The organism is Streptomyces sp. NPDC050856 (assembly GCF_040653855.1).
Classification (GTDB): domain Bacteria; phylum Actinomycetota; class Actinomycetes; order Streptomycetales; family Streptomycetaceae; genus Streptomyces.
Map to the genome: position 1 here is coordinate 42,980 of NZ_JBFAGV010000020.1, position 20,749 is coordinate 63,728.

19 protein-coding genes are annotated in these 20,749 nt (G+C 72.0%); 10 read left to right on the forward strand and 9 right to left on the reverse strand.

Features of this window, described 5'->3' with window-relative positions; translation table 11 throughout:
- Nucleotides 1-3: 3 nt before the first annotated feature.
- From AB0H53_RS19075 to AB0H53_RS19085, 3 genes are all read left to right on the forward strand, one after another.
- Nucleotides 4-1,461, forward strand: a complete 1,458-nt coding sequence (locus tag AB0H53_RS19075; protein ID WP_362114228.1) for an aldehyde dehydrogenase family protein — start codon at nt 4-6, stop codon at nt 1,459-1,461.
- An 87-nt stretch (nt 1,462-1,548) separates the two neighbouring features.
- Nucleotides 1,549-2,085 (forward strand): DinB family protein, encoded by a 537-nt coding sequence (locus AB0H53_RS19080; RefSeq protein WP_362114231.1) that lies wholly within the window; start codon nt 1,549-1,551, stop codon nt 2,083-2,085.
- A 270-nt stretch (nt 2,086-2,355) separates the two neighbouring features.
- Nucleotides 2,356-3,048 carry a VTT domain-containing protein gene (locus AB0H53_RS19085; protein WP_362114234.1) on the forward strand — a complete coding sequence of 231 codons (693 nt, stop codon included), beginning with the start codon at nt 2,356-2,358 and terminating at the stop codon, nt 3,046-3,048.
- Between the two features lie 161 nt (nt 3,049-3,209).
- Here the strand turns inward: AB0H53_RS19085 and AB0H53_RS19090 are convergent, their stop codons facing one another.
- Both AB0H53_RS19090 and AB0H53_RS19095 read right to left on the reverse strand, forming a co-directional pair.
- Nucleotides 3,210-4,883 (reverse strand): threonine/serine exporter family protein, encoded by a 1,674-nt coding sequence (locus AB0H53_RS19090; RefSeq protein WP_362114237.1) that lies wholly within the window; start codon nt 4,881-4,883, stop codon nt 3,210-3,212.
- Nucleotides 4,884-4,983: 100 nt separating this feature from the next.
- Entirely contained in the window at nt 4,984-5,478 is a 495-nt protein-coding gene (locus tag AB0H53_RS19095) for an inorganic diphosphatase (protein WP_019888410.1), read from the reverse strand.
- Nucleotides 5,479-5,634: 156 nt separating this feature from the next.
- Between AB0H53_RS19095 and dacB the strand changes: the two genes are divergently transcribed.
- From dacB to folE, 6 genes are all read left to right on the forward strand, one after another.
- A complete protein-coding gene (dacB, locus tag AB0H53_RS19100) occupies nt 5,635-7,083 on the forward strand; it encodes a D-alanyl-D-alanine carboxypeptidase/D-alanyl-D-alanine-endopeptidase (protein ID WP_362114240.1) in 1,449 nt (482 codons plus the stop codon).
- A gap of 140 nt (nt 7,084-7,223) precedes the next feature.
- Nucleotides 7,224-8,339 carry a zinc-dependent metalloprotease gene (locus AB0H53_RS19105; protein WP_362114243.1) on the forward strand — a complete coding sequence of 372 codons (1,116 nt, stop codon included), beginning with the start codon at nt 7,224-7,226 and terminating at the stop codon, nt 8,337-8,339.
- Between the two features lie 237 nt (nt 8,340-8,576).
- Nucleotides 8,577-9,638 carry a tRNA lysidine(34) synthetase TilS gene (gene tilS, locus AB0H53_RS19110; protein ID WP_362114246.1) on the forward strand — a complete coding sequence of 354 codons (1,062 nt, stop codon included), beginning with the start codon at nt 8,577-8,579 and terminating at the stop codon, nt 9,636-9,638.
- 41 nt (nt 9,639-9,679) lie between these two features.
- Nucleotides 9,680-10,219 (forward strand): hypoxanthine phosphoribosyltransferase, encoded by a 540-nt coding sequence (gene hpt, locus AB0H53_RS19115; protein ID WP_362114405.1) that lies wholly within the window; start codon nt 9,680-9,682, stop codon nt 10,217-10,219.
- Between the two features lie 169 nt (nt 10,220-10,388).
- The gene (ftsH, locus tag AB0H53_RS19120; protein ID WP_362114249.1) at nt 10,389-12,431 is read left to right on the forward strand and encodes an ATP-dependent zinc metalloprotease FtsH; all 2,043 of its coding nucleotides are present in this window, start codon (nt 10,389-10,391) and stop codon (nt 12,429-12,431) included.
- Nucleotides 12,432-12,555: 124 nt separating this feature from the next.
- Entirely contained in the window at nt 12,556-13,161 is a 606-nt protein-coding gene (gene folE / locus AB0H53_RS19125; protein WP_362114252.1) for a GTP cyclohydrolase I FolE, read from the forward strand.
- A gap of 97 nt (nt 13,162-13,258) precedes the next feature.
- Here folE and AB0H53_RS19130 read toward each other — a convergent pair whose 3' ends face one another.
- From AB0H53_RS19130 to AB0H53_RS19155, 6 genes are all read right to left on the reverse strand, one after another.
- Complete coding sequence (locus AB0H53_RS19130) at nt 13,259-13,738, reverse strand: DUF3180 domain-containing protein (protein ID WP_362114255.1); 480 nt, start codon at nt 13,736-13,738, stop codon at nt 13,259-13,261.
- A 44-nt stretch (nt 13,739-13,782) separates the two neighbouring features.
- On the reverse strand, nt 13,783-14,382 hold the full coding sequence (gene folK / locus AB0H53_RS19135; protein ID WP_362114258.1) for a 2-amino-4-hydroxy-6-hydroxymethyldihydropteridine diphosphokinase: 600 nt from the start codon (nt 14,380-14,382) through the stop codon (nt 13,783-13,785).
- Nucleotides 14,379-14,738, reverse strand: coding sequence for a dihydroneopterin aldolase (gene folB / locus AB0H53_RS19140; RefSeq protein ID WP_362114261.1), 360 nt, complete (start codon nt 14,736-14,738; stop codon nt 14,379-14,381). The genes folK and folB overlap by 4 nt, the downstream gene beginning before the upstream one ends.
- Before the next feature lie 121 nt (nt 14,739-14,859).
- Nucleotides 14,860-15,321, reverse strand: a complete 462-nt coding sequence (locus tag AB0H53_RS19145; RefSeq protein ID WP_362114264.1) for a nuclear transport factor 2 family protein — start codon at nt 15,319-15,321, stop codon at nt 14,860-14,862.
- A complete protein-coding gene (folP, locus tag AB0H53_RS19150; RefSeq protein ID WP_362114408.1) occupies nt 15,318-16,118 on the reverse strand; it encodes a dihydropteroate synthase in 801 nt (266 codons plus the stop codon). The genes AB0H53_RS19145 and folP overlap by 4 nt, the downstream gene beginning before the upstream one ends.
- Nucleotides 16,119-16,437: 319 nt before the next feature.
- Nucleotides 16,438-18,270, reverse strand: a complete 1,833-nt coding sequence (locus tag AB0H53_RS19155; RefSeq protein WP_362114267.1) for a phosphatidylglycerol lysyltransferase domain-containing protein — start codon at nt 18,268-18,270, stop codon at nt 16,438-16,440.
- Between the two features lie 149 nt (nt 18,271-18,419).
- On the opposite strand from AB0H53_RS19155, the gene AB0H53_RS19160 reads away from it, so the two are divergent.
- A complete protein-coding gene (locus AB0H53_RS19160) occupies nt 18,420-19,532 on the forward strand; it encodes an alpha/beta hydrolase-fold protein (protein WP_362114270.1) in 1,113 nt (370 codons plus the stop codon).
- A gap of 9 nt (nt 19,533-19,541) precedes the next feature.
- On the opposite strand, the gene AB0H53_RS19165 is transcribed toward AB0H53_RS19160, so the two are convergent.
- Nucleotides 19,542-20,684 (reverse strand): ATP-binding cassette domain-containing protein, encoded by a 1,143-nt coding sequence (locus AB0H53_RS19165; protein WP_362114273.1) that lies wholly within the window; start codon nt 20,682-20,684, stop codon nt 19,542-19,544.
- Nucleotides 20,685-20,749: the final 65 nt, after the last annotated feature.

Consider the following 20,749-nt stretch of genomic DNA (forward strand, 5'->3'; position numbering starts at 1 on the left):
GGCATGTCCTACTTCACAGATCTGGCCCTGCAGTACATAGACGGTGAGTGGCGGGCCGGCGGCGGCTCGTGGGACATCATCGACTTCAACCCGTACAACGAGGAGAAGCTCGCCTCCATCACGGTGGCCACGGTCGACGAGATCGACCAGGCCTACCGGGCGGCCGAGCGGGCCCAGCGCGCCTGGGCGGAGACCAACCCGTACGCGCGCCGAGCCGTCTTCGAGCGGGCCCTGCGGCTGGTCGAGGAGCGCGAGGCCGAGATCACCGAGACGATCATCGCCGAACTCGGCGGCACCCGGACCAAGGCGGCCTTCGAGCTGCACCTGGCCAAGGAGTTCCTCCGCGAGTCCGTCCACCTGGCCCTGCGCCCCGAGGGCCGTATCCTGCCCTCGCCGGTCGACGGCAAGGAGAACCGCCTCTACCGGGTCCCGGTCGGTGTCGTCGGTGTCATCAGCCCGTTCAACTTCCCCTTCCTGCTGTCGATCAAGTCCGTCGCCCCCGCGCTGGCCCTGGGCAACGCGGTCGTCCTCAAGCCGCACCAGAACACGCCCATCCTCGGTGGCAGCCTGGTCGCCAAGCTCTTCGAGGACGCCGGTCTGCCGGCCGGCCTGCTCAATGTCGTGATCACCGACATCGCGGAGATCGGTGACGCGCTGATCGAGCACCCGGTGCCCCAGGTCATCTCGTTCACGGGCTCCGACCGGGTGGGCCGGCACGTGGCCACGGTGTGCGCCGCCAACTTCAAGCGGGCCGTCCTGGAACTGGGCGGCAACAGCGCGCTCGTCGTGCTGGACGACGCCGATCTCGACTACGCGGTGGACGCGGCCGTCTTCAGCCGGTTCGTGCACCAGGGGCAGGTCTGCATGGCCGCCAACCGGATCCTGGTGGACCGGTCGGTGGAGCGGGAGTTCACCGAGAAGTTCGTCGCCAAGGTGCGCACGCTCAGGGCCGGCGACCCGGCCGACCCGGAGACGCACATCGGCCCGCTGATCAACGCCACGCAGGCGGAGGCCGTCGCCACGCTGGTGGAGCAGACGGTCGCGGCCGGCGCCACGGCGCTGGTCCGCGGTGGCCTGGAGGGCAATGTGGTGACACCGTCCGTCCTGACCGGCCTGCCCGCGGGTTCGCCGGTGCTGTCCCAGGAGATCTTCGGCCCGGTGGCGCTGATCGTGCCCTTCGACGGGGAGGACGAGGCGGTCCGGATCGCCAACGACACCCCGTACGGGCTGAGCGGCGCCGTTCACACCGGTGACGTCGAGCGGGGGGTACGGCTCGCCCGGCGGGTCCGCACCGGCATGATCCACATCAATGACGGCACCGTGCACGACGAGCCGATCGTGCCGTTCGGCGGCGAGAAGCACTCGGGCGTCGGCCGGCTGAACGGCGACGCCACGGTGGACGCCTTCACCACCCAGAAGTGGATCTCGATCCAGCACGGCCGGACCGTTTTCCCGTTCTGACGCCGGGAGTTGAGGACAGTACCTGACCGCAAGGGTCCGTAGTTTGGGTGGTGTCAGGAAGGCACTGCTGAAGAAGGCGGACACATCATGGTCACTCACGTTCCCGCGGAGGCCCCCGGCGACGAGCGCGGCGCGCTGCTCTCCTTCATCGAGGCGCAGCGCGGCGCCGTCCGCCGTTCGGTCCTCGGACTGACCGAGGAGCAGGCGGCGTCCCGGCCCAGCGCCAGCGAACTGTCGCTGTCGGGGCTGCTCAAGCATGTCGCCGAGACCGAGCACGGCTGGCTGCTGATGGCGCGGGGTGAGCCGGACGAGACCGCGCGCTCCGCGGAGGACCGGGCGGACGGCTTCCGTCTGATGGAGGGCGAGACGATCCAGGGGGTGCTGGACTACTGGGACGGCGTGGCGCGGCGGACCGAGGAGCTGATCCGGTCGGTGCCGAGCCTGGACGACACGTTCGCGCTGCCCGACGCGCCGTGGTTCCCGAAGGAGGGGCGGGTCTCGATGCGCTGGCTGGCGCTCCATCTGATCGAGGAGATCGCCCGGCACGCCGGGCACGCCGATGTCGTCCGTGAGTCGCTGGACGGCCGGACCGCCCTCGATCTGGTGCTGGCACAGGGCGCGTGACCTGGTCGGTCGGTGTGCTGGCGGAGGGCGAGCGGAACCCGTACGCCACGGGAACACCCCGTCCCGGGGACGCGTGCCGGCCCGCTTCGCCGGGCGGGCACGGACGGCCGACGGCCCCGCCGGGGCGGGGACCCCGGTCCGTACGGACACGGCTTGATACCGAAAACCCCCTCCGCGCAGGCCGGAGGGCCGTGGAACCGGGGGTCCGCGGAAAGCGTTGATAGCTTTGGGCAGCCGTCCCCGCCCACCGACCCAGGAGCCCCGGAACCCGTGAATACGCTTGCGCTCGGACCGAGCTGGCTGGACCCGGACCATCTGATCCAGAACTTCGGCCTGATCGGCGTCCTGGTCATTGTCTTCGCCGAGTCCGGCCTGCTCATCGGATTCTTCCTGCCCGGAGACTCGCTGCTGTTCACCACGGGCCTGCTGGTCACCACCGGCAAGCTGCACCACCCGCTGTGGCTGGTGTGCACCCTGGTGGTGCTGGCCGCGATCATCGGTGACCAGGTCGGCTACCTCTTCGGCCGCAAGGTGGGTCCCGCTCTCTTCAAGCGCCCGGACTCCCGGCTGTTCAAGCAGGAGAACGTGGAGAAGGCGCACGCCTTCTTCGAGAAGCACGGCCCCAAGTCGCTGATCCTGGCCCGTTTCGTTCCCATCGTCCGGACGTTCACGCCGATCATCGCGGGCGTCAGCCGGATGAACTACCGCTCGTTCATCACCTTCAACATCATCGGCGGCGTGCTGTGGGGTGCCGGTGTCACCCTGCTCGGTGCCTCCCTCGGCAAGGTGCAGTTCGTGCACGACCACATCGAGACGATCCTCATCGGCATCGTGCTCATCTCGGTCGTCCCCATCGTCATCGAGTTCCTGCGCGCCCGGTCCCAGGGCAAGAAGGAGGCCGCGGCGGTGCAGGGCCCCGACGGCCTGCCCCCGGCCCAGCGCGGCCGCCACGCCAAGCGCTGACCCCGGCCCGCCCGGGTCCCGGCCCGGGCGCCCCGGCCCGCACCGTCCTTCGGGCAGCGGGCAGCGGGCAGCGGGCAGCGGGCAGCGGGCACGGATGCCGGGGCCGCGTTCCCGCCCCGCCCCGCCCCGCCGCCGGGCGGGCCGGGCGGCGTCCCCGTACGTCAGAAGCCGCGCGTCCGCTTGGCCGCGCGGCGGGACGCCGCCGAGCCCGGCGCCCGGATGAACATCCGGGCCATCTCGCCGCCCAGGTTCACCCCGATCGCGATGGCCAGCGCCAGCGCCGCGGCCCGCGCCAGTGAGGTGAAACCGGCGTCCATGTTGTTCTGGGCGATGTTCAGCACCCCGAGGTAGGTGGCGCTACCCGGCAGCAGCGGCCCGATGGCGGCCGTGACGTACGGCAGCGACGAGGTGTGCTCGTACCTGGCCATGAGCTGTCCGAACAGGCCCACCACACCGGCCGCGACCGCCGTGGCCATCACCGTGGAACCCTCGGCCGTCACCGCTATCGACGCGTAGATCACCCACGCCACCGCGCCGTTGAGCGCGGCGAACAGCACGGTGGAACGTTCCTGCTGGAGCAGGACCGCGAAGGTCACCGACAGCACCACCGCGGCCAGGATCTGCAGGGCGGGCCGTTCGACCGCGCCCAGCACCCCCTCCGGGTTGAGCTTGGCGCCCAGCTGCACACCCCCGTACAGGACGGACAGCACGCCCACCACGATGGCGACGAAGAAGTACCCGACCTCCAGCAGCCGCGCCGACGCGGTGATGTAGAAGCCGGTCAGGCCGTCCTGGACGGCCGCCACCAGGGCCCGCCCCGGGATCAGCGCGAACAGCCCACCCGTGATCACCGCGTTCGGCTGGAGCCCGGCGTGCAGCAGGCTCACCACCACGCCCATCGCGGCCGGCGGCACCGCCGCCACCGCGAACTGGTAGAACTCCGGCAGCCCGCGCCCGGCGCAGAACCACGCGAGCCGGTCGCCCAGCATCGCTCCGGCCGCCGCGATCAGGAACACCCGGAGATCACCGCCCAGCAGCATCGAGGCCGCACCGGCCAGCCCGCCGGCCGACACCGTCAGCACCCAGCCCGGGTAGGGGTGCCGGTTGCGCCGGATCTCCGCCAGGCGCCGGTAGGCCTCCTCCAGGGTGACCTCGTAGTCGTCGGCGTTGATGTCGGCCACCAGGGTGTACACGGCGGCCAGCCGGGTGTAGTCGGTGCCGCGCCGCCGCACGGTCCGGTTCGCCGTGACCGGGTCGTCCACCAGCGAGGGCTGGTACGTGATGGACAGCAGCGTGAAGGTGACCGTCGGCTCGCAGCGGTCCAGGCCGTACGAACGGCAGATGGCGAACATCGCCGCCTCCACGTCCTCGGCGCCCTCGCCGCCCGCCAGCAGCAGCTCGCCGATACGCAGCGTCAGGTCCAGCACGCGCGGCACGGCGGGAGCCGAGTCGCCCTGCCGCTGCACCGGCTCGGGCACCGGCCGTTCGCTCACCGGCATCCGCAGCATGGTGCGCATCCGGTCCTGCCACGGCGCGTCCTCCGACAGCCGTATGGCCGGCATCCCGTGGGAGGGCGTGAACGCGGGCGGCGACTGCTTCGCCGCGTACGTCGACGGAGTCGCGAACGCCGAACCCCCGGGCTCGGCCGAGGTCTCCGGCGCCAGCCCCTCCGGCAGGGCGAACTCCGATGTGGGGTGGTCCTCCTCGGGGGGCGGCGGCTGCTCCACTCCCGGCGGCGGTGCGAAGGCGCTGTGTGCCTCGTCCGACTGAGGCTTGCGGTCCTCAGGACCGGGACCGTCCGTCTCCGGCGCCACTGTGCTCGTCCTCACTCCCATCCGACCCGTCTGCCCAGTATGAACATGAGCAAGGGGCGCCACGCGCGGCGGGCGGCGCACCCGTGGGGTGCACCGCCCGCCGTCGTGCCGGAAGAGCCGCTCAGTGGGCGCCGCCCTGCGCCTCCAGGCGCTTGTAGGAGGCCTCGATCTCGGCCTCGGCCTCGGCGCGGCCCACCCAGTTGGCGCCCTCGACGGACTTGCCGGGCTCCAGGTCCTTGTAGACCTCGAAGAAGTGCTGGATCTCCAGGCGGTCGAACTCGGACACGTGGTGGATGTCGCGCAGGTGCTCCACCCGCGGGTCGGAGGCCGGGACGCACAGCAGCTTGTCGTCGCCGCCCGCCTCGTCCGTCATCCGGAACATGCCGATGGCGCGGCACTTGATCAGGCAGCCGGGGAAGGTCGGCTCGTCCAGGATGACCAGCGCGTCCAGCGGGTCGCCGTCCTCGCCGAGGGTGTTCTCGACGAAGCCGTAGTCGGCCGGGTAGCTGGTCGAGGTGAAGAGGCGACGGTCCAGGCGGATCCGACCGGTCTCGTGGTCCACCTCGTACTTGTTCCGCGACCCCTTCGGGATCTCGATGGTGACGTCGAACTCCACGGGTGGCTCCTCCAAGATCAACACAAAATGTCGGGTGTCATGCGCCCCCCGGCGGGATCGGACCGCCGCGCTCACCGGGGGTGCCGTGCTCGGGGCACAGCTCAGTGGTTAAGTGTCCCTCACGCCAATGTGTGCTCGCGAAAGGGGCTGGTCAGCGTGGGGGAGCCGAAGCTGCTGCGGCTCACCGCGGGCTCCGCCGTGCTCGGCCTGCTCCTCGCGGGCGGGGCGGCGGCCGCGGCGGGTCCCTGGGACGGGGGTCAGCGTACGGCGGAGCGCGCCCTCGCCGCCGCCCCTCACGCCACAGGTGGCGCACATCACGGCGGGGCGCGCCCGGGACCGGGAGGGGACGGGTCCGGGAGCGACCGGGCCGGGCAGCCGGACGGACCGGGCCGCCAGGCACCCGCGCCCGCCCCCAGCGCGCCCGGAGTGCTCGCCGCCCTCGGCGAGGCCCCCGCGCCGCCGGCCAGGAGTCTCGCGGGCACCCTCACCCCGCTGCTCGCCGCCCCCGGCCTGGGCCCCGTGCGCACCGCGGCCGTCGTGGACGCCCGGACCGGGCAGCGGCTGTACGGGAGCGGCGCCGACTCCCCGATGACGCCCGCCTCCACCATCAAGATCGCCACTGCCGCCGCCGCGCTCACCGCGCTGGGCCCCGCCCACCGCCTGCGCACCACGGTCGTGGCCGCCCCCGACGCCCGCCGCGTCACCCTGGTCGGCGGCGGCGATCCCACCCTCGACCGGCCCCGGCTGCGCGCGCTGGCCGCCGACACCGCCCGGGCCCTGCGCGGACGCGGTGTCGAAACGATTCAGCTCTCCTACGACACCTCGCTCTACTCCGGCCCCGCCCGCCACCCCATCGGCGTCAACGACAACATCGCCCCGGTCAGCGCCCTGATGACCGACGAGGGCCGGCTGGACTCCTCGACCAGCGGCCCCGCGCCCCGCTCCGCCGACCCCGCCGCGGACACCGCGCGTGCCTTCGGCGCACTGCTCGCCGGCCACGGCATCGCCACCCGGGGCGCGCCCGCCCCCGGCCGCGCCCCCGAGAAGGCCACCGGCATCGCCAGGACGTACTCCCAGCCGCTCTCCGCCCTGGTCGAACGCACCCTCACCAACAGCGACAACGACCTCGCCGAGGCCCTCGCCCGTCACACCGCGATCGCCACCGGCCGTCCCGCCAGCTTCACCGGTGCCGCCGAGGCGATCCGCACCCGCCTCGGCGAGCTCGGCGTCCCGCTCACCGGCGTCCGCCTCGCCGACGCCAGCGGACTGGACCGGCGCGACCGGATCTCGGCGGCCACCCTCACCGCGCTGCTCGCCCGCGCCGCCGCCCCCGACCGCCCCGCGCTGCGCCCCGTCCTCACCGGCCTGCCCGTGGGCGGCTTCAGCGGCACCCTCAAGGACCGGTACGCCGCCACCTCCCCGGGCGCCGGCCTGGTCCGGGCCAAGACCGGCACCCTGAGCGGCGTGAACACCCTGGCCGGCACGGTCGTCACCGCCGACGGCCGGCTGCTGGCGTTCGCCTTCCTCGCCGGGCGGACCCCCTCCCCGTACGACGCCCAGTCCGCCCTCGACGCCCTCGCCGCCGCCCTCGCCCCCCGCGCCTGAGACTCCCTGCCCGACCGCGCCCGACCAGCCTCACCGCGCCCGGGATTCCGCGTCCGGAGTCCCGCGCCGGAGAACCGCGCGCCCACCCGCCTGCCACCGCACCCTCACCCTCCGCGGCGCCGAGCACGTACGGTTGACGCATGACGAGCATCGGTGGTGCCGAGATGGTCGACTGGAACCTCGCGGTCGCGACCGCGACCCGACTGGTACGCCCCGGGCCCGAGGTGAGCCGCGAGGAGGCCCGCGCGGTCGTGGCCGAGCTGCGCCGGCACGCCAAGGCGTCCGAGGAGCACGTCCGCGGATTCACCCGGATGATCCCCGAGGGACACGAACCGGAGGACACCCCGGTCCTGGTGGTCGACCGCGCCGGCTGGATCAGGGCCAACGTCGCCGGCTTCCGCGAACTGCTGAAGCCGCTGCTGGCGAGGATGAGCGAACGCCGCGCGGGCACGCCCGGGGGCGCCGTGTTCGGCGCGGTCGGCGGCAAGGTGACCGGCGTCGAGCTGGGCATGCTGCTGTCGTTCCTGGCCTCCAGGGTCCTGGGCCAGTACGAGACGTTCGCCCCCGCCACCCGCGAGCTGCCCGCCGGTGAGGACGGCGGCGGCCGGCTGCTGCTGGTCGCGCCGAACATCGTCCACGTCGAGCGGGAACTGGACGTCGACCCGCACGACTTCCGGCTCTGGGTGTCCCTGCACGAGGAGACCCACCGCACCCAGTTCACCGGTGTGCCCTGGCTGCGCGACCACCTGCGCGGCGAGATCCAGTCATTCCTCGCCGCGACCGACGTGGACCCGATGACCGTCCTGGAACGGCTGCGCGAGGCCGCCCAGACCCTCGTCGGCGCCCGCCCCGAGGGCGAGGAGGACGAGGGCCGCTCGATCGTGGAGCTGGTCCAGACGCCCGAGCAGCGCGAGATCCTCGGCCGCCTCACCGCCGTGATGTCCCTGCTCGAAGGGCACGCCGACTTCGTGATGGACGGCGTGGGACCGCAGGTCGTGCCGTCGGTGGCCGAGATCCGCGAGAAGTTCCAGCAGCGCAGGGCGCGCGGCGCCTCCCGGCTCGACCAGGCGCTGCGCAAGCTGCTGGGCCTGGACGCCAAGCTGCGCCAGTACCGCGACGGCGAGCGGTTCGTACGGGCGGTGGTCGATGAGGTCGGCATGGACGGCTTCAACCGGGTCTGGACGTCCCCGAACACACTTCCCACCAAGGCGGAGATCGCCGCCCCGGCGGACTGGGTCACCAGGGTCCACCGGTAACCCGGCGAACAGCGGGTGCACCGTAGAGCAGAGTGATGATCCGGATCCGGCCGAGGGCACAAGCACGCCCCTCCAATCACCCATCCGAGGGACCGTGGGCGGTGGGTAGGCGTGCAATGCTCGGGGAACGGCGAGGTTCTGTCACCATCGACGCACGCTGAGTGACCGAACCTCCCGTTCCGGCCGTTAAGACTCCGACCGAGGCACCCCCCAAACTTCACACGAAGGGCACCGGACATGGGTCCCCATCCTGCGGTCGCGGCGATACGCCTGGCGGTCCGCCGCGTCCTCCACGACGTACTCACCCAGACCGAGCAGTACGCCACGACCGGCAACGGCCGCGGCGGACATCCCCCGGCCGGGCATCCCCGCACCGGCGCCGACGAGCCCCCGCTCGTCCTGGCCGCCGTCTCCGGCGGCGCCGACTCCATGGCGCTCGCCTCCGCCCTCGCCTTCGAGGCCCGCAAGCTCTCCGTGCGCGCCGGGGCCGTCACCGTCGACCACGGCCTCCAGCCCGGCTCCGACCTCCGCGCCGCCGAGGTCGCCGTCCGGCTGACCGCGATGGGCCTCGACCCCGTCGAGGCCGTCACCGTGACCGTCGGCCGCGCCGGCGGACCCGAGGCCGCGGCCCGCGACGCCCGGTACGCCGCGCTGGACGAGGCCGCCGAACGGCTCGGCGCCACCGCCGTCCTGCTCGGCCACACCCGCGACGACCAGGCCGAGACGGTGCTCCTCGGCCTCGCCCGCGGCTCCGGCATCCGCTCCCTGTCCGGCATGGCGGCCGTCTCCGGCACCGGCGACCGCTACCGCCGCCCCTTCCTCCAGCTCGACCGGCAGACGGCCCGCAAGGCCTGCATGGTCCAGTCGCTGCCCGTCTGGGACGACCCGATGAACGCCGACCCGGCCTACACCCGGTCCCGGCTGCGCCACGAGGGCCTGCCCGCCCTGGAGAAGTCGCTCGGCAAGGGCGTCGTGGAGGCCCTCGCCCGTACGGCGCAGCTCTGCCGGGACGACGCGGACGCGCTGGACGCCTGGGCGGCCGACGCCGAGGCGACCGTGCGCGACGAGGCCGGCCGGCTCGTCTGCGCCAAGCTGTACGCCCTGCCGCCCGCCGTGCGCCGCCGGGTGCTGCGCCGGGCGGCCATCGCCGAGGGCGCCCCCGCCGGCTCCCTCTTCGCCCGTCACATCGAGGAACTGGACCGCCTGATCACCGGCTGGCGCGGTCAGGGGGCCATCAATCTGCCCGGCCGCGTCGTCGCCCGGCGGCAGGGTGGCAGACTGGTCATCCGGCAAGGCTGACGCAGGCTGCAACGAAAGTGACCCGGGTGAACGAGAAAGACATGGGCACCGACCTCAAGTCGGTGCTCATCACCAAGGAAGAGATCGACGCGAAACTGGCGGAGCTGGCCGCGAAGATCGACGCTGAGTACGCGGGCAAGGACCTGCTCATCGTGGGGGTCCTCAAGGGCGCCGTCATGGTGATGGCGGACCTGGCGCGCTCGCTGTCCACCCCCGTCACCATGGACTGGATGGCCGTCTCGTCGTACGGCGCGGGCACCCAGTCCTCCGGCGTGGTCCGGATCCTCAAGGACCTGGACACCGACATCAAGGGCAAGCACGTCCTGATCGTCGAGGACATCATCGACTCCGGGCTGACCCTGTCCTGGCTGCTGTCGAACCTCGGCTCGCGCGAGCCGGCCTCCCTGGAGGTCTGCACGCTGCTGCGGAAGCCCGAGGCGGCCAAGGTCGCGATCGATGTGAAGTGGATCGGTTTCGACATCCCGAACGAGTTCGTCGTCGGGTACGGGCTGGATTACGCGGAGAAGTACCGCAACCTGCCCTTCGTCGGCACGCTGGCGCCGCACGTCTACGGCGGCTGAACAGCTGAAGCCCCGGCGCGGTACGGGAACCCATACCGCCTTCCCGCCGTTGGAGGCATGGGAAGGCGGTCGCGGGTGACAATGCTGGGGTACCGTCCGAAGAACAGTCTTAACTCATAGCAGCATTTACCTACGGGCAGGAGGGACGGGGCGTCATCGCTCCGTATGGATGGACGTGAAGCGATACTTCCGTGGGCCGGTCATGTGGATCGTGCTGGCCGTCCTCGCCGTGGTCGTGTTGATGCAGGTCGTCGGCTCGTCGGGCGGCTACAAGACGGTGGACACCGGCAAGGTCGTCCAGGCGATCGACAAGAACCAGGTCGAGCAGGCCAAGCTGACGACCGGCGACGAACAGATGATCAAGATCGACCTGAAGGGTGACTTCAAGGTCGACGGCTCGGACAAGGTCCAGGCGAGCTACATCGGCACGCAGGGCTCCGACCTGGCCACCAAGCTGCAGCAGAAGTTCGAAGCCGGTGAGATCGACAAGAGCTACACGGTCTCGCCCTCGAAGCAGAGCCCCTTCGTCTCGGTGCTCCTGTCTCTGCTGCCCTTCGTGCTCATCGTCGTGGTCTTCCTGTTCCTGATGAACCAGATGCAGGGCGGCGGCTCCCGAGTCATGAACTTCGGGAAGTCCAAGGCCAAGCTCATCACCAAGGACACCCCCAAGACGACCTTCGCCGATGTGGCCGGGTCCGACGAGGCCGTCGAGGAACTCCACGAGATCAAGGAGTTCCTGCAGGAACCGGCGAAGTTCCAGGCGGTCGGCGCCAAGATCCCGAAGGGTGTGCTGCTCTACGGCCCGCCCGGTACGGGCAAGACCCTGCTCGCGCGTGCCGTCGCGGGCGAGGCGGGCGTCCCCTTCTACTCGATCTCGGGTTCCGACTTCGTCGAGATGTTCGTCGGTGTCGGCGCCTCCCGGGTGCGTGACCTGTTCGAGCAGGCCAAGGCGAACGCCCCGGCGATCGTCTTCGTCGACGAGATCGACGCCGTCGGCCGGCACCGCGGCGCGGGCCTCGGCGGCGGCCACGACGAGCGCGAGCAGACCCTCAACCAGCTCCTGGTCGAGATGGACGGCTTCGACGTGAAGGGCGGCGTCATCCTGATCGCCGCCACGAACCGCCCCGACATCCTCGACCCGGCGCTGCTGCGCCCCGGCCGCTTCGACCGGCAGATCGCCGTCGACCGCCCGGACATGCAGGGCCGGCTGGAGATCCTCAAGGTCCACCAGAAGGGCAAGCCGGTCGCCCCGGACGTCGACCTGGCCGCCGTGGCCCGCCGTACGCCCGGCTTCACCGGTGCCGACCTGTCGAACGTGCTCAACGAGGCGGCGCTGCTCACCGCGCGCAGCAACAAGAAGCTCATCGACAACCACATGCTGGACGAGGCGATCGACCGCGTGGTCGCGGGCCCGCAGAAGCGGACCCGGATCATGTCGGACAAGGAGAAGAAGATCACCGCGTACCACGAGGGCGGTCACGCCCTGGTCGCGGCGGCGTCCCCGAACTCCGACCCGGTCCACAAGATCACGATCCTGTCCCGCGGCCGGGCCCTGGGTTACACCATGGTGCTCCCGGACGAGGACAAGTACTCGACCACGCGCAACGAGATGCTCGACCAGCTGGCGTACATGCTGGGCGGGCGCGCCGCCGAGGAACTGGTCTTCCACGACCCGACCACGGGCGCGGCCAACGACATCGAGAAGGCCACGGCCACGGCCCGCGCGATGGTCACGCAGTACGGCATGACCGAGCGGCTCGGGGCGATCAAGTTCGGCGGCGACAACACCGAGCCCTTCCTGGGCCGGGAGATGGCGCACCAGCGGGACTACTCCGAAGAGGTCGCCGCGCTGGTCGACGAAGAGGTCAAGAAGCTCATCGAGACCGCGCACAACGAGGCCTGGGAGATCCTGGTCGAGAACCGGGACGTCCTGGACAACCTGGTCCTGCGGCTGCTGGAGAAGGAGACCCTGGGCAAGGAGGAGATCGCCGAGATCTTCGCCCCGATCGTGAAGCGCCCGCCCCGTCCGGCCTGGACCGGCTCCTCGCGGCGTACGCCCTCCACGCGTCCGCCGGTGCTCTCCCCCAAGGAGCTGGCGCTGACCAACGGCGCGGCGAACGGCGCGGCGGGGGTCCATGCCTCCCCCTCGGTGGAAGCAGCCCCGTCCGGCCCGGTCAAGGAGATCGCTCCCGAGGAGCGACCCGAGGCCTGAGGGCGCCCCACCGGCCCCCTCGCCCCCGGAATGAACGCCGCGCCCCCCAGGTTCTAGCCTGTGGGGGCGCGGCTTTCGCGTGCGCGGACACGCGCGTACTCAAGGGACACGGAACGAGGCACACATGACCGACCCGGTGACGCTGGACGGCGAGGGCAGGATCGGCGAGTTCGACGAGAAGCGCGCCGAGAACGCCGTACGCGAACTCCTCATCGCGGTCGGCGAGGACCCGGACCGCGAGGGCCTGCGCGAGACGCCGGCCCGGGTGGCACGGGCGTACCGGGAGATATTCGCGGGCCTGTGGCAGGAGCCCGAGGACGTGCTGACGACCACGTTCGACCTCGGTCACGACGAGATGGTCCTGGTCAAGGACATCGAGGTGTTCTCGACCTGTGAGCACCACCTGGTTCCGTTCCGGGGTGTGGCCCACGTCGGCTACATTCCGTCGACCAGCGGCAAGATAACCGGACTGTCGAAGCTGGCCCGGCTGGTGGACGTCTACGCCCGCCGCCCGCAGGTGCAGGAGCGGCTGACGACCCAGGTCGCCGACTCGCTGATGCACATCCTGGAGCCGCGCGGGGTGATCGTGGTGATCGAGTGCGAGCACATGTGCATGTCGATGCGGGGCATCCGCAAGCCGGGCGCGAAGACCATCACCTCCGCCGTGCGCGGCCAGCTCCGGGACGCGGCGACCCGCGCCGAGGCGATGAGCCTGATCATGGCGAATTAGGCCGGGGTTTCCTCAGCCGTCCCGGCGACGGCGAACGGAGCGGGCCGCCCGGGCACCTGGTCACAGGTGTCCGGGCGGCCCGCTTCCGGTACGGGGGCTAGGCCGCCGGCGCGGTGCCCTCGTCGTCGTCCTCCGGGAGCTTGCAGACCCGCTCCAGGAAGAAGGCCGCCGCGATCACCGCGATGCCGGCCGCCACCGAGAGGCCCGCGTAGATGGCCTGGTCGCGGCGGGCCGGGACGTCGAGGGAGCCGAGCAGGAAGACGCCGGTGCCGCCGTACATGCCGCTCACCAGAGCGGTGACCAGGGCACTCGCCTGGCCGAAGACCACCGCGCGGGCGGCCATCAGCGGCTCGACGCCCTTCGCGCCGGGCCGCCGCTCGCGCTGGGCGCGCAGCCGGGCCCGCAGCGAGAGCGCCGTCGCGGTGAGCACGACGGCGATCACCGCGAGGACCACGGGCGCGGCCAGCGGCACGCTCGGCAGCGTGCCCAGGGACTCCCAGAGCCGGGCGCCGCCCCACGAGAGGATCGCGGCCACGGCGAACAGACCGGCCAGTACCTTGACCCGCAGTTGCTTCACCGGGTGCCCTTCGTGTCGTCGTACGGTTGCCGCGGGAACAACGCCTACTCGGGCAGCCGCAGTTCCAGGTCGGCGCGGGGCGCTACGCCCTCACGGCCGACGGAGCCCAGCAGCTCGGCGACCGGGCCGAGCCCGGGCAGCCGGGCCTCGGGGTCCACGTCGTGCCACGGGACCAGGACGAAGGCCCGCTGGTGCGCGCGGGGGTGGGGCAGGGTGAGGACGGGGTCGTCGGAGACCACGTCCGCGTACGACACGATGTCGACGTCGATGGTGCGCGAGCCCCAGCGCTCGTCGCGGACCCGGTGGAAGGCCTCCTCGACGGCGTGCGCCCGCTCCAGCAGGGAGTCGGGCGGCAGGGTCGTCTTCACCAGGACGACCGCGTTGAAGTAGGCCGGCTGGGAAGCGGGGTCGACGCCCCAGGGCTCCGTCTCGTACACGGGGGAGACGGCCTTGACCCGGACGCCGGGGGTGTCCTCCAGGGCGTCGATGGCGCCCTGGAGGGTCTCCAGCCGGTTGCCCAGGTTGGCACCGAGGGAGATGACGGCCCATTTGGGGTTGGACAGGGTGATGTCGGCGGCGTCGACCTGCTCCGTCACGGAGGCGGGCACCGGCTGTACCGTCGGGTCGCTGGGCGTGCTGTTCATGCGCGGCTCCGGGTGATGGTGATGGTCACGTCGTCGAACGGGACGGTGATCGGGGCGTCGGGCTTGTGCACGACCACCTCGACCTCCTGGACGCCGGTGTGCTTCAGGCACTGCTGGGCGATGCGCTCGGCGAGGGTCTCGATCAGGTCGACCGGCTCTCCCTGCACCACGTCCACGACCTCTTCCGCCACGACCCCGTAGTGCACGGTCTTCGCCAGGTCGTCGTCGGCCGCCGCGGGGCGGGTGTCGAGGCCGAGCACCAGGTCCACGATGAAGGTCTGACCCTCCTCGCGCTCCCGGGGGAAGACGCCATGGTGCCCGCGGGCCTTGAGGCCGCGCAGCGCGACACGATCCACGCGAATCACTCCTGCTGTCGTTGGTCTTGCGGGCCCGCGGCCGGGTGCGGCCGGCGCGGTGCCACCAGTCGAATCTACCTGCGGGTACCGACAGTGCCGGCTCATGGTCCCGCCTACCCGCTCAGGCGGCGTTCTCGTCGTCCTCGTCGTCATCGGATTCGGCGAGTACGGGTGAACCGTGGTGCGACCAGATCCGCCAGCCGTCGACCGTGCGGCGGAACACGTTGGTGGCGACGACGAGCTGTCCCACGAGCGGGCCCAGCTCGGCGCCGTCCTCGGGCGGGCCGCCGCTGAGGATGTTCTCGGTGCAGGTCACCAGAGCGGTGTCGGCGGCGACGGACACCTTCACATCGGTCAGGAAGAACTGGATGTACTCGGTGTTCGCCATGATCAGGGCGTACGAGCGGAGCACCTCGCCGCGGCCGGAGAGCACCGGCCACCCCGGGTGGACGCAGGAGATCTCGCCGTGGGCGTCGTCCAGCCACAGGTCGGAGACGGCGTCGAAGTCGCCGCGTTCCATCGCCTCGTAGAAGGCGGTGTTGGCCAGCTCCACGGCCTCGGTGTCGGTGCGGGCGTCGCTCACGAGGCGGCGCCCTCGACGGCGCGAGCCACCCGGACGGCGTCGGCCGTGGCCCGTACCTCGTGCACCCGGACCGCCCAGGCGCCCTCGTACGCGGCGATCGCGGAGACGGCGGCGGTGGCGGCGTCCCGTTCCCTGGCGGGCGGCGGGGCGGCGCCCTCGCCGGCCAGGACGTGGCCCAGGAACCGCTTGCGCGAGGCGGCGACCAGCAGCGGGCGGCCCAGGGCGCGCAGGTCGGCCAGGTGGGCCACCAGGGCCAGGTCGTGCGCGGCCTGCTTGGCGAATCCCAGGCCGGGGTCGACGACGATCCGCTCCGGGTCGACGCCGCCCCCGACCACCGCGTCCACGCGTGCGCGCAGCTCGGTGGCGACCTCGCGGACCACGTCGTCGTAGACGGCGAGACTGTTCATGTTCTCGCTGAAGCCGCGCCAGTGCATGACGACGAAGGGCACCTCGGCGGCGGCGACCGAGGGGACCATCGCGGGATCGGCCAGGCCGCCGCTGACGTCGTTGACCAGGACCGCGCCGGCCTCCACCGCCCGGCGGGCGACCGAGGCGCGCATGGTGTCCACGGAGACGGTGACCCCTTCGGCGGCGAGGCTGCGCACGACGGGCACGACCCGCCGCAGCTCCTCGTCCTCGTCCACCCGGGTGGCGCCCGGGCGGGTGGACTCGCCGCCGACGTCCACCAGGTCGGCGCCCTGGGCGACCAGCTCGATGCCGTGTTTGACGGCGGCCGTGGTGTCGAACCAGCGGCCGCCGTCGGAGAAGGAGTCGGGCGTCACATTGACGACCCCCATGACCGCGCAGCGGTCGAACGTGGGCAGCCCCCGGGCCGTGCCCCGTCCGCGCAAGGTACTCATGCGTCCAGCCTAGGGGGTGCCTTACGGATCTTGCCGGGCCCGCACGCCATGGGCGGGCCCGGCGGGAAGGGCGCGGGCCCGGCGGTCCGGGTGCACCCGGCGATCCGCGCGGGCCCGGCGATCCGCGCGGGCCCGGCGGGCTCCGGTCCCTTCCGCCGCCGGTCCCGGCCCGGTCGCCGCCCGCCCGGCCCGGGGAACACCGGGGGCCCGCCGGGCGGCCGCCCGGGGCGGCGGTCCGGCGGGCCCGGTCGCGCGGTCAGGCCGCGCGCACCTCGCGCTCGCTGGAGGACGGGGTGATGTGCGCGCAGGGGCGGGCCTGGCGCTGCGCGCCCCGGCGGGCGAACGGACGGGGCAGCGAGACGTTCACGAAGCCCTCCGCCTGCATCGCGGCGAAACCGATGCGGGGCAGGTCCCGGGCGTTGCGGTAGACGACGAAACGCGGCTCCCAGCGGGGCTGGAACTTGGCGTTGAACTTGTACAGGGACTCGATCTGGAACCAGCGGGAGAGGAAGACCAGCAGACCGCGCCAGACCCGCAGGACCGGCCCGGCGCCCAGCTTCTCGCCGCGCGCCAGCGCCGAGCGGAACATGGCGAAGTTCAGCGACACCCGCTCGATGCCCAGCTTGGGCGAGGCCTGGAGCGCGGCGACGATGAGCAGCTCGTTCATGCCCGGGTCGGCGGAGCGGTCGCGGCGCATCAGCTCCAGCGACATGCCGTCCTTGCCCCACGGAACGAAGTGGATGATCGCCTTCAGGTCCCCGTACGGGGAGTCGGCGTCCTCCTTGTGGGCGGTGGCGATGACGGCGTCACCGTCCGCCGGGTCACCGATCCGGCCCAGGGCCATGGAGAAGCCCCGCTCGGTGTCGGTGCCGCGCCAGTCCGCCGCGGCCTGCCGTATCCGCTCCAGCTCGCCGGCCGAGAGGTCACGGGCGCGCCGCACCCGGGTCTCGTAGCCATTGCGTTCGATGCGCTTGACCATCTGGCGCACATTGCGCATGGCCCGCCCGGCCAGCGAGAAATCCGCGACGTCCACCACCGCCTCGTCGCCCAGTTCCAGCGCGTCCAGGCCGGTCTCCCGGGTCCACACCTCGCCGCCCGTCTCCGAGCAGCCCATCACGGCGGGGGTCCAGGAGTGCGCCTTGGCCTCGTCCATGAAGCGCTCGATGGCGCCGGGCCAGGCCTCGACGTCACCGATCGGGTCGCCGCTGGCCAGCATCACGCCGGAGACGACCCGGTAGCAGACGGCGGCCTTGCCGCTGGGCGAGAAGACGACGGCCTTGTCGCGGCGGAGCGCGAAGTGGCCGAGCGAGTCCCGCCCGCCGTGCTTGGCGAGCAGTGCCCGCAGCCGCTCCTCGTCGTCCTCGGTGAGCCGGGCCACCGGGTGTTCGGGACGGAAGGCGAGGTAGGCCGTGGTGATGGCGGTCAGCCAGCCGAGCGCGCCGAGCGAGTAGCCGACGGTCCAGTCGACGCCGCCGCCGTAGGCGACGGGGCCCTCGACGCCGAAGAGTCCGAGCAGGACGTGCGACAGCCGGTCGCTGAGGCTGGGGCTGCCGATCACCCGGCCCGGGTGGGCGCTGACGATGACCAGGCCGAGCGCGATCGAACCGGCGCCCATCAGGACGAAGTTGGCCAGCGCCTTCCAGCGGCTGCGCGGGTCGGGCAGTGCGGCGAATTCGGCCCGATGACGCAGCAGCAGCGCCAGCAGGACGAGTGACAGGATTACGCCGACGACGGAGTGCCGGTAGACGAACTGCGCCACCGCACCCACCGGCAGCAGTATCACCGCGGCCCGCCAGGCGCGCCGCTTGTGGCGCTTGAGGCCGTGGGCGAGGAGCAGCAGCAGGATGCCGACGCTCAGGGACAGGGCGGCGGAGAGCGGCCCGAGGGTGCCGGGCAGCACCTCGGCGACGGCGTGCACTCTGCTGGCCCGGAAGCGCGGGAAGACCCCGGCAGCGATGTCGATCAGGCCGATGAGCGTGCAGGCCGTACCGACCAGGGTGGGTACCTTCTCCGCGCGCGGGCCCCGCAGGACCCGTCGTACGCGACTCGGAACCGATTCCGACTTATCGCCATCTACCGTGACAGACATCGCTTCCCGTAGCTCTGCGAGAGATGTGGTGTGTCCCCGTCGGCCGGAAGTGACTCGGCCCGGACAAGGTGCGCCCTCTAGGACGGCGCTTGTGGGACGCCGGTTCACTCGCTCCGGGGAAATTCTCTACGAAGAAGGCTAAACGACTGATGGGTCTCACCAGCAACAAAGTCCTGGCGCTGGCCACCCTGGTGGCCGTGGCGCTGTTCGCGGCCACCGTCTGGCTGTGGCCGCGGCTGTCCCGCCGCGGCTGGCGGCCGGTGCTGGGCAGGATCGGCCTGCTGCTGGCGACCCAGGTGACGCTGTTCGCCTCGGTCGGCCTGGCGGCCAACAACTACTTCCTGTTCTACGGCTCCTGGGCCGACCTGTTCGGACAGGAGCAGGACATGGGCGTGGTCGTCGACCACTCGGCGGGGAGCAAGGACGTCAAGGTCGTCGGCAAGCAGAAGCTGGAGGGGGTGCCCGGCGGCAGACCGGCGGTGGGCGGCCAGATCCAGAAGGTGGTAGTCGCCGGCGAGAAGTCGCGGATCGACAGCCCGGCGTACGTGTACCTCCCTCCGGAGTACTTCCAGCCCCAGTACGCCGGGAAGACCTTCCCCGCCGCGGTGGTGCTGACCGGCTACCCGGGCACCGCGGAGAACCTGCTCAAGGGGCTGAAGTACCCGCGTACCGCCTATGAGCAGGCCAAGAACAAGAAGATGCAGCCGATGGTCCTGGTGATGCTGCGGCCGACCGTCGCGCCGCCCAGGGACACCGAGTGCGTCGACGTCCCGGGCGGCCCGCAGAGCGAGACGTTCTTCGCCGAGGACCTGCCCAAGGCGATCTCGGAGACCTACCGGGTCGGCAGGGCGCCCCGCAACTGGGGCTTCATCGGCAACTCGACCGGCGGCTACTGCGCGCTGAAGATCGCCATGCACCACCCGGAGCGGTTCGCGGCGGGCGCCGGCCTCTCGGCGTACTACAAGGCCGCCGAGGACGTGACGACCGGTGACCTCTTCCACGGCGACCAGCGGTTGCGGAACCGGGCCGATCTGCTGTGGAGCCTGGACCACCTGCCGCGGGGGGCCTCGTCCTTCCTGGTCACCACCTCCAGGCAGGGCGAGGGGAACCTCGGGGCGACGCTCGCCTTCATCAAGAAGGTGAAGGCGCCCGCGCGTGTCTCCTCGATCACCCTCGACAGCGGCGGGCACAACTTCACCACCTGGAACCGTGAGATCCCGCCCGCGCTGGTGTGGATGAGCGGGCGGCTCAGTGCCGCCTGACGGGCGTCGCTAGCCCACCGTCTCCACGTCGACCTGGGCACGGGGGACGTCCTGGGCGTCCGCGTCGATCGAACGGCGCAGCGCCTCGTGCAGCCGGGCCGGCGTCAGTACACCGAGGAAACGGCCCCGCTGGGCCCGGTCGATGACGGCGATCCAGCCCGCGTCGTGCTGGAGCATCGTGGCGAACGCCTGTTTGAGGTCGGCGCCCAGCGGCAGCCACGCGTCCATGCGGCGGGCGTGGTCGCGCACCGTGCCGCCGGCGCGGGCGGCGTGTTCGGCGGAGATCCAGCCGTGCAGGTTGTCCTCCCGGTCCAGCACCACGGCCCAGCGCGCGCCCAGCTCACGGGGGAGCGGGTCGTCCAGGTGGACCACCGGCGGCTGCTCCAGGTCACCCTCCTGGACGGGCGTGACCGACAGCCGCTTCAGGCCGCGGTCCGCGCCGACGAAGTCGGCGACGTACGGGGTGGCGGGGGCGCCCAGCACGGTGGCCGGGGCGTCCAGTTGTTCGATCCGGCCCTGCCCGTAGACGGCGATGCGGTCCCCGAGCCGGACCGCCTCCTCGAGGTCGTGGGTGACGAACAGCACGGTCTTGCGGACCTCGGCCTGGAGTTTGAGGAACTCGCTCTGCAGGCGCTCGCGCACCACCGGGTCGACCGCGCCGAACGGTTCGTCCATCAGCAGCACCGGCGGGTCGGCGGCCAGGGCCCGGGCCACGCCGACGCGCTGGCGCTGGCCGCCGGAGAGCTGCTCGGGGTAGCGGTCGCCGTAGGTGGCCGGGTCGAGGCCGACCAGGTCCAGGAGTTCGGCGGCGCGCGCGCGGGCCCGGGCGCGTTTGACGCCCAGCAGGTGCGGGACGGTCGCGGTGTTCTCCAGCACCGTCCGGTGCGGGAAGAGGCCGACCTGCTGGATGACGTATCCGATGCGGCGGCGGAGCCGGACCGGGTCGACGGTGGAGACGTCCTGGCCGTCCACGAGGACCCGGCCCCCGGTGGGTTCGACGAGCCGGTTGACCATCTTCATGGTGGTGGTCTTGCCGCAGCCGGACGGCCCGACGAGCGTGACCAGCTCCCCCCGCGCCACCTCGAACGACAGGTCGTCGACGGCCGTGGTGCCGTCCGGGTACCGCTTCGTGACGTGCTCGAATCGGATCATGGTTCCCCATTGTGGCCGGAGGCGTGTGAAGGCCATGTTGCCGTGGTGTGGCCGTCCTCGGCGAT

Excerpts from the sequence above, each read along its gene's own strand:
- AB0H53_RS19080 (WP_362114231.1), top strand. The coding sequence starts at position 1,549 with ATGGTCACTCACGTTCCCGCGGAGGCCCCCGGCGACGAGCGCGGCGCG.
- hpt (WP_362114405.1), top strand. The coding sequence starts at position 9,680 with ATGGGCACCGACCTCAAGTCGGTGCTCATCACCAAGGAAGAGATCGAC.
- folP (WP_362114408.1), bottom strand. The coding sequence starts at position 16,118 with ATGGGGGTCGTCAATGTGACGCCCGACTCCTTCTCCGACGGCGGCCGC.
- folE (WP_362114252.1), top strand. The coding sequence starts at position 12,556 with ATGACCGACCCGGTGACGCTGGACGGCGAGGGCAGGATCGGCGAGTTC.
- tilS (WP_362114246.1), top strand. The coding sequence starts at position 8,577 with ATGGGTCCCCATCCTGCGGTCGCGGCGATACGCCTGGCGGTCCGCCGC.
- AB0H53_RS19075 (WP_362114228.1), top strand. The coding sequence starts at position 4 with ATGTCCTACTTCACAGATCTGGCCCTGCAGTACATAGACGGTGAGTGG.
- AB0H53_RS19090 (WP_362114237.1), bottom strand. The coding sequence starts at position 4,883 with ATGGGAGTGAGGACGAGCACAGTGGCGCCGGAGACGGACGGTCCCGGT.
- AB0H53_RS19105 (WP_362114243.1), top strand. The coding sequence starts at position 7,224 with ATGACGAGCATCGGTGGTGCCGAGATGGTCGACTGGAACCTCGCGGTC.
- AB0H53_RS19160 (WP_362114270.1), top strand. The coding sequence starts at position 18,420 with ATGGGTCTCACCAGCAACAAAGTCCTGGCGCTGGCCACCCTGGTGGCC.
- ftsH (WP_362114249.1), top strand. The coding sequence starts at position 10,389 with ATGGACGTGAAGCGATACTTCCGTGGGCCGGTCATGTGGATCGTGCTG.
- AB0H53_RS19155 (WP_362114267.1), bottom strand. The coding sequence starts at position 18,270 with ATGTCTGTCACGGTAGATGGCGATAAGTCGGAATCGGTTCCGAGTCGC.
- AB0H53_RS19165 (WP_362114273.1), bottom strand. The coding sequence starts at position 20,684 with ATGATCCGATTCGAGCACGTCACGAAGCGGTACCCGGACGGCACCACG.
- folK (WP_362114258.1), bottom strand. The coding sequence starts at position 14,382 with ATGAACAGCACGCCCAGCGACCCGACGGTACAGCCGGTGCCCGCCTCC.